This is a genomic window from Eudoraea sp. (assembly GCF_039969275.1).
Classification (GTDB): Bacteria; Bacteroidota; Bacteroidia; order Flavobacteriales; family Flavobacteriaceae; genus Eudoraea.
Genome location: NZ_JBDVOC010000014.1, coordinates 338,927 through 352,808, shown reverse-complemented (window position 1 = coordinate 352,808; position 13,882 = coordinate 338,927). Strand labels below are relative to the sequence as shown.

At 37.8% G+C, this 13,882-nt stretch carries 16 protein-coding genes and 1 tRNA gene; 7 read left to right on the top strand and 10 right to left on the bottom strand.

The genetic code is table 11. From position 1 onward, the window contains the following. Positions 1-72 precede the first annotated feature (72 nt). From ABJH90_RS13720 to ABJH90_RS13705, 4 genes are all read right to left on the bottom strand, one after another. The gene (locus ABJH90_RS13720; protein ID WP_348141145.1) at positions 73-1,062 is read right to left on the bottom strand and encodes an aspartate-semialdehyde dehydrogenase; all 990 of its coding nucleotides are present in this window, start codon (positions 1,060-1,062) and stop codon (positions 73-75) included. Positions 1,063-1,268: 206 nt separating this feature from the next. Then, positions 1,269-1,670, bottom strand: a complete 402-nt coding sequence (mscL, locus tag ABJH90_RS13715; RefSeq protein WP_348141147.1) for a large conductance mechanosensitive channel protein MscL — start codon at positions 1,668-1,670, stop codon at positions 1,269-1,271. An 85-nt stretch (positions 1,671-1,755) separates the two neighbouring features. Continuing rightward, a complete protein-coding gene (gene alr, locus ABJH90_RS13710; RefSeq protein WP_348141149.1) occupies positions 1,756-2,865 on the bottom strand; it encodes an alanine racemase in 1,110 nt (369 codons plus the stop codon). Next, the gene (locus ABJH90_RS13705) at positions 2,852-3,496 is read right to left on the bottom strand and encodes a thymidine kinase (protein ID WP_348141150.1); all 645 of its coding nucleotides are present in this window, start codon (positions 3,494-3,496) and stop codon (positions 2,852-2,854) included. The genes alr and ABJH90_RS13705 overlap by 14 nt, the downstream gene beginning before the upstream one ends. Before the next feature lie 107 nt (positions 3,497-3,603). Here ABJH90_RS13705 and ABJH90_RS13700 point away from each other — a divergent pair, with 107 nt between their 5' ends. Both ABJH90_RS13700 and rsmI read left to right on the top strand, forming a co-directional pair. After that, the gene (locus ABJH90_RS13700) at positions 3,604-4,299 is read left to right on the top strand and encodes a hypothetical protein (RefSeq protein ID WP_348141151.1); all 696 of its coding nucleotides are present in this window, start codon (positions 3,604-3,606) and stop codon (positions 4,297-4,299) included. A gap of 81 nt (positions 4,300-4,380) precedes the next feature. Further along, the gene (rsmI, locus tag ABJH90_RS13695; RefSeq protein WP_348141152.1) at positions 4,381-5,058 is read left to right on the top strand and encodes a 16S rRNA (cytidine(1402)-2'-O)-methyltransferase; all 678 of its coding nucleotides are present in this window, start codon (positions 4,381-4,383) and stop codon (positions 5,056-5,058) included. A 59-nt stretch (positions 5,059-5,117) separates the two neighbouring features. Here rsmI and ABJH90_RS13690 read toward each other — a convergent pair whose 3' ends face one another. Continuing rightward, positions 5,118-5,708, bottom strand: coding sequence for a carboxymuconolactone decarboxylase family protein (locus ABJH90_RS13690; RefSeq protein ID WP_348141153.1), 591 nt, complete (start codon positions 5,706-5,708; stop codon positions 5,118-5,120). A gap of 39 nt (positions 5,709-5,747) precedes the next feature. On the opposite strand from ABJH90_RS13690, the gene ABJH90_RS13685 reads away from it, so the two are divergent. After that, on the top strand, positions 5,748-6,176 hold the full coding sequence (locus ABJH90_RS13685; protein ID WP_348141154.1) for an OsmC family protein: 429 nt from the start codon (positions 5,748-5,750) through the stop codon (positions 6,174-6,176). 112 nt (positions 6,177-6,288) lie between these two features. Beyond that, complete coding sequence (gene recJ / locus ABJH90_RS13680; RefSeq protein WP_348141155.1) at positions 6,289-7,977, top strand: single-stranded-DNA-specific exonuclease RecJ; 1,689 nt, start codon at positions 6,289-6,291, stop codon at positions 7,975-7,977. Between the two features lie 6 nt (positions 7,978-7,983). Here the strand turns inward: recJ and ABJH90_RS13675 are convergent, their stop codons facing one another. The 5 genes from ABJH90_RS13675 to ABJH90_RS13655 all read right to left on the bottom strand — a co-directional run bounded on the left by ABJH90_RS13675 (position 7,984) and on the right by ABJH90_RS13655 (position 12,063). Further along, positions 7,984-8,751, bottom strand: coding sequence for a UDP-2,3-diacylglucosamine diphosphatase (locus tag ABJH90_RS13675; protein ID WP_348141156.1), 768 nt, complete (start codon positions 8,749-8,751; stop codon positions 7,984-7,986). A 25-nt stretch (positions 8,752-8,776) separates the two neighbouring features. Further along, positions 8,777-9,226 (bottom strand): 6-carboxytetrahydropterin synthase, encoded by a 450-nt coding sequence (locus ABJH90_RS13670; RefSeq protein ID WP_348141157.1) that lies wholly within the window; start codon positions 9,224-9,226, stop codon positions 8,777-8,779. Positions 9,227-9,427: 201 nt separating this feature from the next. Continuing rightward, entirely contained in the window at positions 9,428-10,195 is a 768-nt protein-coding gene (locus tag ABJH90_RS13665) for an enoyl-CoA hydratase/isomerase family protein (protein WP_348141158.1), read from the bottom strand. A 20-nt stretch (positions 10,196-10,215) separates the two neighbouring features. Further along, a complete protein-coding gene (locus ABJH90_RS13660; protein WP_348141159.1) occupies positions 10,216-11,550 on the bottom strand; it encodes an MATE family efflux transporter in 1,335 nt (444 codons plus the stop codon). Between the two features lie 12 nt (positions 11,551-11,562). Further along, complete coding sequence (locus ABJH90_RS13655; protein ID WP_348141160.1) at positions 11,563-12,063, bottom strand: GNAT family N-acetyltransferase; 501 nt, start codon at positions 12,061-12,063, stop codon at positions 11,563-11,565. A 50-nt stretch (positions 12,064-12,113) separates the two neighbouring features. On the opposite strand from ABJH90_RS13655, the gene ABJH90_RS13650 reads away from it, so the two are divergent. From ABJH90_RS13650 to ABJH90_RS13640, 3 genes are all read left to right on the top strand, one after another. Next, positions 12,114-12,911, top strand: a complete 798-nt coding sequence (locus tag ABJH90_RS13650) for a universal stress protein (protein WP_348141161.1) — start codon at positions 12,114-12,116, stop codon at positions 12,909-12,911. A 74-nt stretch (positions 12,912-12,985) separates the two neighbouring features. After that, positions 12,986-13,059: transfer RNA gene (locus ABJH90_RS13645), tRNA-Ala, on the top strand. 106 nt (positions 13,060-13,165) lie between these two features. Continuing rightward, positions 13,166-13,879 (top strand): SDR family oxidoreductase, encoded by a 714-nt coding sequence (locus tag ABJH90_RS13640; RefSeq protein ID WP_348141162.1) that lies wholly within the window; start codon positions 13,166-13,168, stop codon positions 13,877-13,879. The last annotated feature ends 3 nt before the right edge of the window (positions 13,880-13,882 follow it).

Sequence of the window (13,882 nt, the reverse complement as noted above, 5' to 3'; positions counted from 1 at the left end):
CCAAAAATACCATAAAAAAACCTTTAAGTACTAATGCACCAAAAGGTTTTAACAGATTTTATAATAGAGCCTTCAGAGAAGTTCTTTGTCTACCAGGTATTCAGCTATTTGAACAGCATTGGTCGCAGCACCTTTTCTGAGATTATCCGCAACTATCCACATATTTATAGTGTTTCGCTGCGTTTCGTCTCTTCGTATTCGTCCTACAAAAACATCATCTTTATCATGGGCATAAACCGGCATTGGATAAGTGTTGGTATCCGGATTATCCTGTACAACAACTCCCGGGGTATTATTCAGAATACTTCTTACTTCATTTAGTTCAAAGTCAGATTCAAATTCAACGTTAACGGATTCAGAATGGCCTCCTGCTGTAGGAATACGCACGGCGGTTGCTGAAATTGAAAATCTGCGGTCGTCTAGTATCTTCTGAGGCTCCCTGGCCAACTTCATTTCTTCTTTGGTATATCCATTTTCCATAAAAGTGTCACAATGTGGCAGGGCATTCCTGTTGATAGGATATGGATATGCCATTTCACCCTGTATTCCGGCCATTTCATTCTCCAATTGTTTTACAGCTTTTACCCCTGTTCCGGAAACGGATTGATAAGTTGAAACTACTACCCGTTTCATTTGATATCTGGCATGCAAAGGTGCCAGCACCATAACAAGTTGAATAGTAGAACAATTGGGATTGGCAATTATTTTATCTGCTTTGGTTAATTTATTTGCGTTGATTTCCGGAACAACCAATTTTTTTTCAGGATCCATACGCCAGGCCGACGAGTTATCAATTACAGTGGTTCCAGCTGCTGCAAATTTCGGCGCCCATGTTAGTGATGTATCTCCACCGGCAGAAAAAATAGCCAAATTCGGACGTGCAGCTACAGCATCCGCAAGGCCTATTACGCTAATGGATTGCCCGTTATAGGATATCTTTTTTCCAACAGATCGCTCGGAGGCGACCAATAATAGTTCAGTTATTGGAAAATCCCGCTCTTTAAGCACTTTTAGCATTACTTCGCCAACCATACCTGTTGCGCCAACTACAGCTACCTTCATGTTTTAATTATTTTGTGCTCAAAGGTATTGCAAGCAATGTTGCTGAACAAGATTTTTTATTAGATATATAGAATTATAACAAATTGTTATAATTAGAACAAATATAAAAAAATGACCACCAATTCAGTTTTCGAAAACCTATTGGTGGCCTTTAAGTTAATTTAGTAATGTAGCGGTTACTCCCTTAAAAGGAGTTTTATTTCCTATTATTTTTTCAATAAATCTCTTATTTGTGTTAATAGTTCCTCCTGACTTGGACCAGATGGTGCGGGTGGTGCGGGTGGTGTTTTTGTTTTATTATACGCCTTAACAAGAAGAAACATTACAAATCCTACAATAAGGAGATTAACAATGGTGTTTACCCATGCGCCCCATCGAACGGCATTTTCTGCTACATAGCCCGCTTCTCCTTCGGTCCCTGAAGCCTCGGTGAGGACATATTTTAAATTGGCAAAATCTACACCTCCTGCAAATTCACCCACAATGGGCATAATAATGTCGGCTACAAAGCCATTAATTACAAGACCTATGGCCCCTGCCATAATCACAGCAACTGCAAAATCTATTACATTGCCCGTCATAATAAAATTCTTAAATTCTTTTAGCATGTCATTAGTTTTTAAATGGTTAGGTAATAAATGCGATTACAAGATACTCATAATAACTATTTTTAACAATTTGTTAATTAGTTGATTAAGCTCCCGTAATTACCCTTTTAACTCTTTGAGAAATTCCGCTCAGCAGTTCATAGGAAATTGTGTTTGCTCCGGCTGCAAAAGTCTCTGCGGAATGTTCTTTTCCAAATACAACCACTTCATCACCTTCCTTACATTCAATACCCGTTATATCTATCATGATCATATCCATACAAACATTTCCAATAATAGGTGCTTCCTTACCATTTACTAATACCGAAGCTTTTCCATTGCCATATTGTCTGCCAATTCCATCAGCATGCCCAATAGGCAGGGTTGCAGATTTTTTGTATCCCTGAGAAGTAAAAGCCCTGTTGTAACCTACACTTTCATTAGGCTCTATTTGGTGTATCTGCGATATTATTGTTTTTAATGTAGCCACAGGTCGCAACTTAGCATCATAGCTAGCTTCATTTCCATATCCATAAAGGCCAATACCACTTCGTACCATTTGGAATTGTGCTTCAGGATAATTGAATATCCCGGAGGTATTGAGAATATGCATAAATGGACTAACTTTTAATTTGGAAGCAAATTCCTCGGCAATCTTTTTAAAGGATTCAATTTGATTTTTACTAAATTCTTCTTCAGACTTGTCTTCGGAAGCAGCCAAATGAGAAAATATTGATTTTATTTTCAATTCATCCTTCCCCTCAAGCTCATCGGCAATATGGTCAATATCATTTTCCCGGAATCCAAGCCTGTTGAGGCCTGTGTTGAATTTTAAGTGGACAGGATAAGCCTTTTGCTTTTGTGCCTTTGAAGCCTTGATGAATTCTCGGAGGACTCTGGGGGAATAAAGACTGGGTTCCAGGCAATATTTTATAACCATTGCATAATTAGAAGGCTGTGCATGTAATACGAGTATAGGTGTTTTAATTCCTGCCTCCCTTAAAACCTTACCTTCATAGGTATAAGCCACCGCCATATAATCTACTCCTAGTTTCTCCAGTTTTTTTGCAATGATCACGGAATCACTTCCATAGGCAAAAGCCTTTACCACAGCCAAAAACATGGTTGAAGGATGTATTTTGGTTCTTATATAATTATAATTATGTTCTAAAGCCACAAGATCCAACTCCAGTGTAGTCTCGTTAGCTCTGGGCATCTTTTTTATTTTGCTTTATCTCCTCGGCTTCTACCTTCATTTTATTAATTTTTTCTTTGAGCATAGCTTTGTAGAATGCAGCCCGGCTTAAAGGTTCGTATTCTTCTATTTCCCCCAGTAGCACCAATTTATCATTATTAGATTTTCTAAAGCTATAATTTGCAAGATTGCCCGTGCGTGTACAAATAGCATGAACTTTGGTTACGTATTCCGCAGTAGCCATTAAAGCAGGCATTGGTCCGAAAGGATTACCTTTAAAATCCATATCAAGTCCGGCAACAACAACACGTATCCCCATATTTGCGAGATCATTGCAAACAGTCACAATTTCATCGTCAAAGAACTGAGCTTCATCTATTCCAACTACATCACAGTCGTCTGCCAGAAGTCGGATATTTGCCGCCGCTGGTACAGGCGTAGAGCGAATCTCATTTTCATCATGAGAGATTACCTTCTCTTCATGATATCTGGTGTCTACAATTGGCTTAAATATTTCTACTTTTTGCTTTGCAAACTGGGCTCGTTTAAGCCTGCGAATCAACTCTTCCGTTTTTCCGGAAAACATTGAGCCAGAGATAACCTCTATCCAACCGAATTGTTCCTTATGATTAACAGTGTTTTCGAGAAACATTTTGTAATTTTAAACCAAAGTAAGGGGTTTATTCCCTTATTTATGATAACGAAATATAAAAGTATTAAAAAAGATAGACCTTTACTGTTTAGTCTAAACAAAAAGAAATGAAGCGAAAACTGAAAGAGGAACTAATTAGGATGTCCACAGATATAATTACCTCAAAGGATCTTACGGAGATGGAGATACCTCAATTATATGAGGCTGCGAGAAATCTATACGAGAAATTGGCCGTTCTAAAGTTTATTGATGAAAAACTCAACGATATTGAAATTGATGTTTCCAAAAATGTACTGGCATCCAGATTTGAAAAAATGGCCAATGCCGTGATTAATGAAAATAAATTGGTTCCTGAAAATAATCCGCACGAAGAAGATATTATTACTCAGGGGATTGATACCATAAAAGGGATGGTATCTGAAATGCCAAACGATGAGGATAACGACAGGCTATTTGTAGAATTTGTTGCAAAACCAGAGACCACAAAGGCTGATAATAACAAAGCTACCTCACAGGTTTCTCAGGAAATTAAAGAAGTTTCCAAGACAAAGTCGTTGAATGAAAAACTCACAAATAAGGAAATAACTGTGGGTTTAAACGACAGACTGGCTTTTGTTAAAAATCTTTTTAATGATAGTACAGAAGACTTCAACAGAGTAATTTCCCAATTGAACACCATTGATTCTTATGAACGATCTATGGCCTTTATTGATAATATGGTTAAGCCAGATTACAATCAATGGGCAGGAAAGGAAGAATATGAAATCAGGTTTCTTGCTCTTATAGAGCGTAGATACTCCTAATTTCTAATACCGGATTAACTGCGATTATAAGAAATGTATATTACTCATACTGCTTCGAAAAGAAGGTAAGATCTTAAAACAGTGCTGACAGGCAAGTTATTTATTGTTCCAACACCTATTGGAAATTTGGAGGATATTACCTTTAGAGCAATTAAAGTTCTTAAGGAAGTAAACCTGATATTGGCAGAAGATACTCGTACAAGCAATAAACTTTTGCAGCATTATAATATAAATACCCCAATGCAGAGCCATCATATGCATAATGAACATAAAACGCTAGATGGTATTGTGCGAAGACTTAAAAATGGAGAGCAAATTGCACTAATTTCCGATGCCGGTACCCCGGCTATTTCCGATCCCGGGTTTTTACTAAGTCGGGCCTGTGTTGAACAGGGAATCGAAATTGAATGTCTTCCTGGAGCAACTGCTTTTGTTCCTGCCCTCGTTAATAGCGGACTACCCAACGATCGATTTGTCTTTGAAGGTTTCCTGCCAATAAAAAAGGGCAGACAAACCAGATTAAATGATCTGGCAGAAGAAACTCGAACTATGGTTTTCTATGAGTCTCCACATAAACTTCTAAAGACTTTATCACAATTTGTAACCTATTTTGGCCCTGAACGACCAATATCAGTTTCCAGGGAACTTACTAAGATGTATGAAGAAACCATTAGAGGCAACATATCGGAAGTCTTGGAGTATTTTAAAAGCAAAATACCAAAAGGAGAATTTGTGATTGTGGTTGCCGGAAAAAAATAACCATAATCTTTCAGGAATCTAATAAAAAAGAATAACAAATTTAACGTAAGTAAGGCAGGTTATTTATGTTTCCCCTTTTCCCATCCATATTTACCCAAATAGAACTCACCACTTTCTACAGCTCCATCCTCAATTGTTGTTCCCATAGAATCATTCCAACGGTTTAGGTAACCAAAAAGAGAAATTACTCCTAACATTTCAACAATCTCACCTTCATTCCAATACTTATACAATTGACTCTTGATGTTTAGATCCACCGCATTGGGAACCTGTGCAGCGGCCAGGGAAAAATCCAGAGCGGCGCGCTCAGCTTCCGAAAAGGCAGGATGAGTTCTGTACTCCCAAATATTATCCAATTGTTCCTGCTCTGCACCATAACGTTCTGCAGCCCTTATTGCATGGGCCTGGCAATAGCGACAACCAGTTGCATTACTGCTGACCCAGGCAATCATTCGTTTAAGAGCAGAAGTAACCCTGCCTTCATTGGTCATAACCGCCTTGTTGAGGGTAATAAAAGCCTTGGATATTGCAGGTCTATGTTGCATGGTGAGTACAGAATTTGGACAAAACCCCAGGGTCTCATTGAAGAATTTTGCTAATTCTTTAGTTTGCGGATCATGATTAGGATCAAGAGGTTGTACAAGTGGCATAGCGGTAGTATTTTTGTACTCCACAAGAAACGAAAAATTATGAGCACAACAAATCAAATTACGACCAAATGGTTGGGCAATATGGCCTTTGAAAGTAATAATCCCTCCGGATTAAATTTAATAATAGATGCAGGTCCTGATGATGGGGGCGAGGGCAAAGGCCTAAAGCCTAAAGCTCTTATGCTATCAGCTTTGGCAGGGTGTTCTGGTCTTGATGTTGCAATGCTAATTAAAAAAATGAAGCTTGATGTGAAGGACTTTAGTATAGAGACCATGGCTAACTTAACGGATGAACATCCCAAATACTATGATGCCGTTACCGTAGAATACCATTTTTGGGGTGGCAACCTGGAAGAAAAAAAATTGCAAAGAGCCGTAGATCTTTCAGTTGAAAAGTATTGTGGTGTAATGGAAATGTTCAGGAAGTTTGCAAAGCTTGAAATAAAAACAATATTCCATAAAGATTGAATCCTCTTCTTCAGAGTGATAGAGGTTGATCAAAAGAAAAATAAAAGAGCGTTTTCTGCATTTAAGATGCAGGAATTCGTCTTATATTACCATAGACAGATAAAGTGGTACAATGCGCTGGACATTAAAATCAAAACAAGATCAAGAGCAAATAAAAGCTTTAGCCGAAATACTCAAAGTAGATCAACTGGTAGCTCAATTACTGCTGCAGCGTGGTGTTACTTCATATGAAGAGGCTAAAAAGTTCTTCAGACCACAACTCTCCGACCTCCATGACCCATTTCTTATGAAGGATATGGAACTTGCCGTTAAGCGTATAGAAAATGCAATACTGGCAAATGAAAATATCCTTATTTATGGAGATTATGATGTAGACGGAACTACGGCGGTAGCGTTACTATCATCATATTTACTTACGCTATATCCGAATGTGGCTACCTATATTCCTGACAGATACACAGAAGGCTATGGTATATCTTATGCGGGAATTGATTTTGCAGAGGACAATGATTTTACTCTTATTATAGCATTGGATTGCGGTGTAAAGGCCATAGATAAGGTATCCTATGCCAGGGAAAAAGGAATTGATTTTATTATATGTGACCACCACAGGCCCGGAAAGAAAATACCAGATGCTATAGCCGTTTTGGACCCAAAAAGAAACGATTGCACCTATCCATATGATGAATTATGCGGATGTGGTATTGGTTTTAAACTTATACAGGCACTAAACATAATTAGAGAGGATAGCTTTGATAAACTCATTCCATACCTGGATCTGGTAGCAACTGCAATTGGGGCAGATATTGTACCCATAACAGGTGAAAACAGGGTCCTGGCTTATTTTGGGTTAGAGGTAATTAATTCAGCTCCAAGAACTGGTTTTAAGGCAATAATTAAAAACCTGCAAAAGAAAAAACTTACCATAACAGATGTCGTTTTTATTATTGCTCCCAGAATAAATGCAGCAGGGCGGATGAGACATGGACAATATGCGGTAAATCTATTAATTGAGCAAAATATGGAGCAGGCAGTTAAATTTGCTTCAGAGATCGAAGAATTTAACACCAACAGGAAAGGATTGGACCGGGAGATTACAGAGGAAGCACTTGATATGATCCTCCGAAATAAGGAAGAAGATAGATTTACTTCCGTTGTCTATAAGGACACCTGGCACAAAGGGGTCATAGGTATAGTTGCCTCCAGACTCACTGAAACCTACTATAGGCCTACATTAGTATTCACAAAGAGCGGCGATAAACTGGCCGCATCGGCCAGATCTGTCAAGGGTTTCGACGTTTATAATGCTTTAGAACATTGTGCAGATTCTATTGAGCAGTTTGGTGGTCATAAATATGCCGCTGGATTAACATTAGTCGAAGAACAATATGAAATATTTAAGTCGCAATTTGAAAAGGTAGTAGCTGAAACAATAGACCCAAATCTTTTGACTCCGGAGATCACCATTGATGCAAAACTCGATTTAGATCAAATAAGTCCAAAACTTTTGCGTATAATACAACAATTTGCACCTTTTGGTCCGGGTAATATGACTCCTGTTTTTATGACAGAAAACCTCCGGGATACTGGCTATGCAAAAGGGGTTGGCGAGGATAATAAGCATCTTAAACTTGCAGTAACTCAAAATGGTTCTGGTCCGGTTGGAGCCATAGGGTTTAATTTGGGGGGTAAGCTTTCGGTTGTGCAAAATGGAAAACCATTTAACGCCGTTTTCTCTTTGGAAGAAAATCACTGGAATGGAATTGTTAGCTTACAGCTGAAGTTTAAGGATTTAAGATAAAGTCACTTACTCTTGAAATGTTTCTAAAGAGAGTTTGGTACCATCAAAAACGCCATAGGTATAATAGGAAATCCAGTCGCCGAGGTTTACGTAGGAAGATGTCTTACCTAATGTTATTTCAAGAGGTAAATGCCTGTGCCCGAACACGAAGTAATCTTGGTGCTTTTCTTTTAGTTTTCTTATAGAATATTGCACAAGCCATTCTTTATCCTCACCCAAAAAGTGAATGTCATCCTCTCCGGATATTAATTTGTTATTAATAGAGAAATATTGTGCCAGCTTAACTCCCAGATCTGGGTGTAACCAGCGGAAACACCATTGTGCCAACTTATTTGTGAAAAGTTTCTTCATTCGCTTATAGCCTTTATCACCAGGCCCTAATCCATCTCCGTGACCAATAAAAAAAGTAGTGCTATTTATTTTGAATTGTTGAGGTTTATGATAAACAGGAATGTTGAGTTCATTTTCGAAATACCCGTTCATCCAGAGATCGTGATTGCCTACAAAATAGAATATTGGAATTCCTGAGTCTGTAATTTCAGCTAGTTTACCGAGGGTTCGTGTAAATCCTTTAGGAACAACGGTTTTATATTCAAACCAGAAATCGAATAAGTCTCCTAGCAGGAAAATAGCCGCGGCATCCGTCTTCACTTCATCCAACCATGCTACAAATTTCTTTTCCCGGGGAAGACTTTGTTCCCTTGTTGGGGCACCTAAATGGTTATCGCTGGCAAAATATACCTTTTTACCAATTGGGACAGAGATGCTTTTCATTTAGTGTAAAGATACATAAAGCAACCTAGTTATCAACAGCATGCCATTCGGCAAAGGCAGTGTCTGTTTCGCGAAGTTTTATTGAATGCAACTGTATTTCTTTAGATAAGCGGGCTTTAATTTTGTTTGCGAAATCAATTACCATATTTTCACTGGTGGGCTGATAATCTGCCAGGATTACTTTATGCCCACGGACTTTTAATTCTTTTGCCAATTCTATATGCGGGGTATTTTTGTTAAATACCGTAGCATGATCAAAAGGGTCTACAATTTCTTCTTTTACTATTTTTTTTAAGTCACCAAAATCAATGACCATTCCAAGTTTAACATTGGATGTGTCCGTAATGGGCATGCCAATTACGGTAACCGAAAGTTTATAACTATGGCCATGTACATTTTTACATTTACCATCGTAACCATAGAGAGCATGGCCGGTTTCAAAAGTGAATTGTTTGGTAATCCGTATTTTATGCATTCGTTTTAAATCTGCTACAAATGTATAAAATCTTTATAGGGGAGCATAGACTATTTTGTGACGTAATATTTAAGGGGATAAACCTATTTTTTATATTTTCTCCTGTTTCTAATTCTATTAAAAATATATATAGCTACTACCAAAAGAGCCAGCATTGGAAAGAGAAGATCACCGTTTAGGAATTCAAAAAATTTCATACCCTTATTTCTTAAGACTATTTAACTTCTCTTTGCTGGATGGAGAAAGTGCTAACTTACCGGAAATCTCAGCTCGTTTGGTCAATAATTCGCTCCAGGAAGCAGTATCTTCCCATAGAACTTTTTTTATTGCTCTTAAAGCTTCTGGATTATAGGATGCCAGAGTTGACATAAAAAAATCCAACTCCTTGTCCATTTCTTTAATGGAACTAAAAACCTTGGAATACAGTCCTTTTTCCTGCGCCCAATAGGCATTTTTCCATTCAGTAGGTGATAAGGCCAATTCGGCAAAGCCGGCCATTCCTATTTTACGTTGAACCGCTGGTTCAATTACTAATGGCGCTATCCCAATAGAAAGTTCAGAAAGTCTTATAGAAGCAGCTTCCGAAGCAAAGACATAGTCACAAGCAGCGATAAGCCCAACTCCGCCGCCCACCGCTTTACCCTGTGCTCTTCCTATGATAGGATGTACACATTCTCGCATAGCATTGATAACATTGGCAAAACCACTAAAAAATGTTGTCCCTTCGACTGGGGTAGATATTTCCAGCAATTCATCAAAGGAAGCACCTGCACAAAAAGCCCTATCTCCTTCTGATTTTAAAACTACAATAGAAACTGCCTCATTGGAAGAAATATTTTTAAGTTCGTCAGTTAATCGGTCTAAAAGTTCACTGACAAAAGAATTACTTGCAGGATGGCCAAATTCTATAGTAGCAGTTCTATTCTCAATTTTTGTATAAAGACTACCTGTGGGTCTGTTTGTGCCCATTTGAATTGTTTTTTGTAAAATTAAACCTTTTGTAATAGTGGGCGAAATTTTCTCCGGAACTTCCATACAAGCGCACTACCTCTAATTATCATCCACATGGTAAGCGCAATCCAAATTCCTTGCAGACCAAAACCGAAGGTTTTACTTAATAATAATAAAGGAACAAAACCTAAAAAAGTCGCTGTCAACAGGACATTCCTGAGAAATTTCATTTCTCCCAATCCCTTAAACAAACCATCAAAAACAAAGGCAATAGAATTCATTGGTAATCCAAGGATAAGGATAAAGAAAATGGAATAGAAGGTCTCCAGAACAATGGGGTCATTTGAAAAAAGACGCCCCAAAGGTCTGTAGAAGATAAAACCGTTAAACATTAAAAATAAACTCACCATTCCACCGTATAAAGCGATTTTTTTGGCTAATGACCATAGGGTATTGTAATCTTTTGCGCCAAGTAATTTGCCCCCCATAATATTACCTGCCGCACCATAACCATCTATAAAAAAGGCAGCAAAAAGCCAAAGATTTATAGCTATTGTATGCGCTCCGATATACCTATCACCGAGCGCTGCAGCTTCTCGTACAGCTAGGATAAGAGTAATATTAAGTGCAATAGCGCGGATAAAAAGATGAAAACTCATTACTGCCAGGCGCCCCAACTCCATATGTATTGGAAATCTTGGGATAAGGCTAATATTAGTTTTTAATTGCAGAAGGACAAATGCCATTATGGCCATAACCCCCTGGGAGATAAGACTTGCCCATGCAGCACCTTCCAGGTTATAAGCAGGAATTATATCAGATATACCGTAAACCAAAATAAAATCTAACACGATGTTTAACAGGGCTCCGGTAATTGCTATGAGCATAGGCCAAAATGTATTTTGTAATCCTCTGAAAATTCCCATAACAGCAAAAACGAAAAGTGTTAAAGGGAAACCCCATACGCGAATGGAGTAATAAGTAATACAAAATTCTAATATTTTTCCTGAAGCATTTAATAATTCAAAAATCTCCTCTACAATAAATATGGTAGAAAGCAGTATTAACACACTAAGAGTTACATTAAAAAAAATTGCCTGCGCCGGCAAATTCTTAACCTCATCTAGCTTGCCTGCCCCTAAATATTGAGAGATAATTGCAGATATGGCACTTCGGGTTTGCCCAAGGATCCATATAAGCATAGACAAAAAGGAACCTACAATTCCAACCGCAGCTAAGGACTCCAGACTGTATGTTTGAATATTGCCAACAATAGCAGTATCAGTTATAGATAAAATTGGTTCGGCTATCCCGGCAATAGTTGCAGGAATAGCCAGGCTATTAATAGTCTTGAAACTTACAACTGTTTTCAAAAATAGAATGGATTACAAAACGAGTTCATAACAGTAAAATGGATAATCACTTTGTTTGGGGAAATAGATATTTCCCAGTTTTTGATATCCCCGTTGCTCGTAAAATTTTTGATTCCTTTTGTTTTGACTAAATGTATCCAAACGTATCGAGATATACTTGTTATCCCGCGCATAATTTTCAGCAAAATTCATTAACATTCGGGCATAGCCTTCCCCCTGGTATTCAGGCCCCACAGCGAGCCTGTGAATATATATGTTATTTTCGTTAGGTGTTAGCCATTTAATAGGAATATATTCCTCATCCATAAATGTGGTAATAGTTATACAGCCTATAAGAATATTTACAGATTTAAGCACAAATAATTCCTTTCGGGAAATATCTTCTTCAAAAGCTTCCTTCGAAGGGTATTCTTCATTCCATTGAAATATCCCTATTTTTTCCATTTGTTTGGCACAGGCTTTGGTAAGCCCAAGAATTTCCGGGATTTCCAGTATCTTTGCACATCTAATCATGAATAATTTATTAAATAAGTTGTAAATTTAATTCAATAATACCAAACCTTATGAATAACATATTGGTGCCTATAGGAACTTCTCCCAATGCTCATGAGACCTTACAATATGCCGTAGATTATGCTGCGCAATTTTCTTCAAGTGTTTATGTCATGGAAGTATTTTCGGCCAAGGCAGGGGCAGGTGAGTTAAAGAATATATCAGAGAAAGTGGCAGAAAGCAGTAAGAAGCGTCTCAAGGAAGTTATCGAACAGGTAGATTCCAGGAAAGTAGATATTAAGATTGCCACATATAATGGGGATTTAGTAGATGGAATAAAGGAAATTGACAAAGAACTTGGTATAGATCTTATAATCATTGCCCCAAGGTGTAATGATATTAAAGAGGAATTATATCTGGGACATACTACCGGAAGAATAGTTAAAAGAACAGATATTCCAACTTTAATCGTACCAAGAGGTACTATTTTTAAGCCTATTAAAAATATTCTAACAGCTTTTAAATCTGGAATTTTAACTCAAAGGAGAATCCTTGAACCATTAAGACTAATAAAGAAGAAATTTAAATCAAAAGTAAATTTACTTCTCGTAAAGACTCCTGGTTATTCGGATGAAGATCTCAAAATAAATACTTCTCTTATGGATTTATGTTCGCACTTAACTGTTACGGAGCATGCTACAACCTATTTGGGAGTTTTAGAACATTTCCAGTCCACAAACCCGGATTTGCTTTGTGTATTTAGAAGGAAACGTGGATTTTTTAAAAATTTGTGGGAGAAGAATGCGGTTCTTAAATCTGAGTTTTCAGTGCGTATTCCTGTACTTGTTTTAAGTGTTAAGAAGGATTAGAGTAGATAAAAATTTATTCAGAGGAATTTTGAAACTTATTCAAAAAGTAGTTCCTTTGAACTTCCTTAAAAGACGGGGGATTAGCTCAGCTGGCTAGAGCGCTTGCATGGCATGCAAGAGGTCACCGGTTCGACTCCGGTATTCTCCACAAAAACCCTCCTTCAACTACCGTAAGAGGGTTTTTTATTTTAGTATTTAGGGCTTTTTAATATTTAAGAGAGCGCGGATAATTAACTACAGAAATTTCAATTGATATGATAGATTTAACGGGTAAAGTTGCATATATCACAGGCGGTTCAAAAGGGATAGGACTTGGAGTGGCGAAGAAATTACTGGACTCAGGGATTAAAGTTGCCATAAGTGGCAGAAATAAATCAAGCTTGGATGCAGCTGAACAACAATTAGGATCTGGGCCTGATGTATTGGCTCTTGTGAGTGATGTTACAAAGCTTAACGACGAGCATAAGGCTGTAGCACAAATTATACAAAAATGGGGAAAGCTTGATGTGGTTCTGGCTAATGCAGGCGTTGGACATTTTGCACCAGTTGATGAATTATCCGAAAACGATTGGCATCAAATGATTGATACAAACCTTAATGGTGTATTTCATACTTTAAAGGCATCAGTTGAAGCTTTAAAAGTCTCAAAAGGGTATTATATAACTCTTGCAAGTCTAGCGGGGACAAATTTTTTCCCTACAGCGGCTGGGTATAATGCTACAAAGTTTGGTGTTGTTGGTTTTACCCAGGCGGCGATGTTGGATCTCCGTAAATACGATATTAAAGTTTCTACTATAATGCCCGGTTCTGTAGCTACACATTTCAATAATAACGAACCTACCCAAAAAGATGCCTGGAAAATACAACCAGAGGATATAGGAGAGCTGGTGATTGATTTGTTAAAAATGAACCCGAGAACACTGCCCAGTAAAATAGAAGTAAGACCCAGCAGACCAGACAAAAAATAGTCA

Excerpts from the sequence above, each read along its gene's own strand:
- ABJH90_RS13650 (WP_348141161.1), top strand. The coding sequence starts at position 12,114 with ATGAATAACATATTGGTGCCTATAGGAACTTCTCCCAATGCTCATGAG.
- ABJH90_RS13700 (WP_348141151.1), top strand. The coding sequence starts at position 3,604 with ATGAAGCGAAAACTGAAAGAGGAACTAATTAGGATGTCCACAGATATA.
- ABJH90_RS13685 (WP_348141154.1), top strand. The coding sequence starts at position 5,748 with ATGAGCACAACAAATCAAATTACGACCAAATGGTTGGGCAATATGGCC.
- ABJH90_RS13690 (WP_348141153.1), bottom strand. The coding sequence starts at position 5,708 with ATGCCACTTGTACAACCTCTTGATCCTAATCATGATCCGCAAACTAAA.
- ABJH90_RS13640 (WP_348141162.1), top strand. The coding sequence starts at position 13,166 with ATGATAGATTTAACGGGTAAAGTTGCATATATCACAGGCGGTTCAAAA.
- ABJH90_RS13705 (WP_348141150.1), bottom strand. The coding sequence starts at position 3,496 with ATGTTTCTCGAAAACACTGTTAATCATAAGGAACAATTCGGTTGGATA.
- mscL (WP_348141147.1), bottom strand. The coding sequence starts at position 1,670 with ATGCTAAAAGAATTTAAGAATTTTATTATGACGGGCAATGTAATAGAT.
- ABJH90_RS13665 (WP_348141158.1), bottom strand. The coding sequence starts at position 10,195 with ATGGGCACAAACAGACCCACAGGTAGTCTTTATACAAAAATTGAGAAT.
- ABJH90_RS13670 (WP_348141157.1), bottom strand. The coding sequence starts at position 9,226 with ATGCATAAAATACGGATTACCAAACAATTCACTTTTGAAACCGGCCAT.
- ABJH90_RS13720 (WP_348141145.1), bottom strand. The coding sequence starts at position 1,062 with ATGAAGGTAGCTGTAGTTGGCGCAACAGGTATGGTTGGCGAAGTAATG.
- alr (WP_348141149.1), bottom strand. The coding sequence starts at position 2,865 with ATGCCCAGAGCTAACGAGACTACACTGGAGTTGGATCTTGTGGCTTTA.
- ABJH90_RS13675 (WP_348141156.1), bottom strand. The coding sequence starts at position 8,751 with ATGAAAAGCATCTCTGTCCCAATTGGTAAAAAGGTATATTTTGCCAGC.
- ABJH90_RS13655 (WP_348141160.1), bottom strand. The coding sequence starts at position 12,063 with ATGATTAGATGTGCAAAGATACTGGAAATCCCGGAAATTCTTGGGCTT.
- recJ (WP_348141155.1), top strand. The coding sequence starts at position 6,289 with ATGCGCTGGACATTAAAATCAAAACAAGATCAAGAGCAAATAAAAGCT.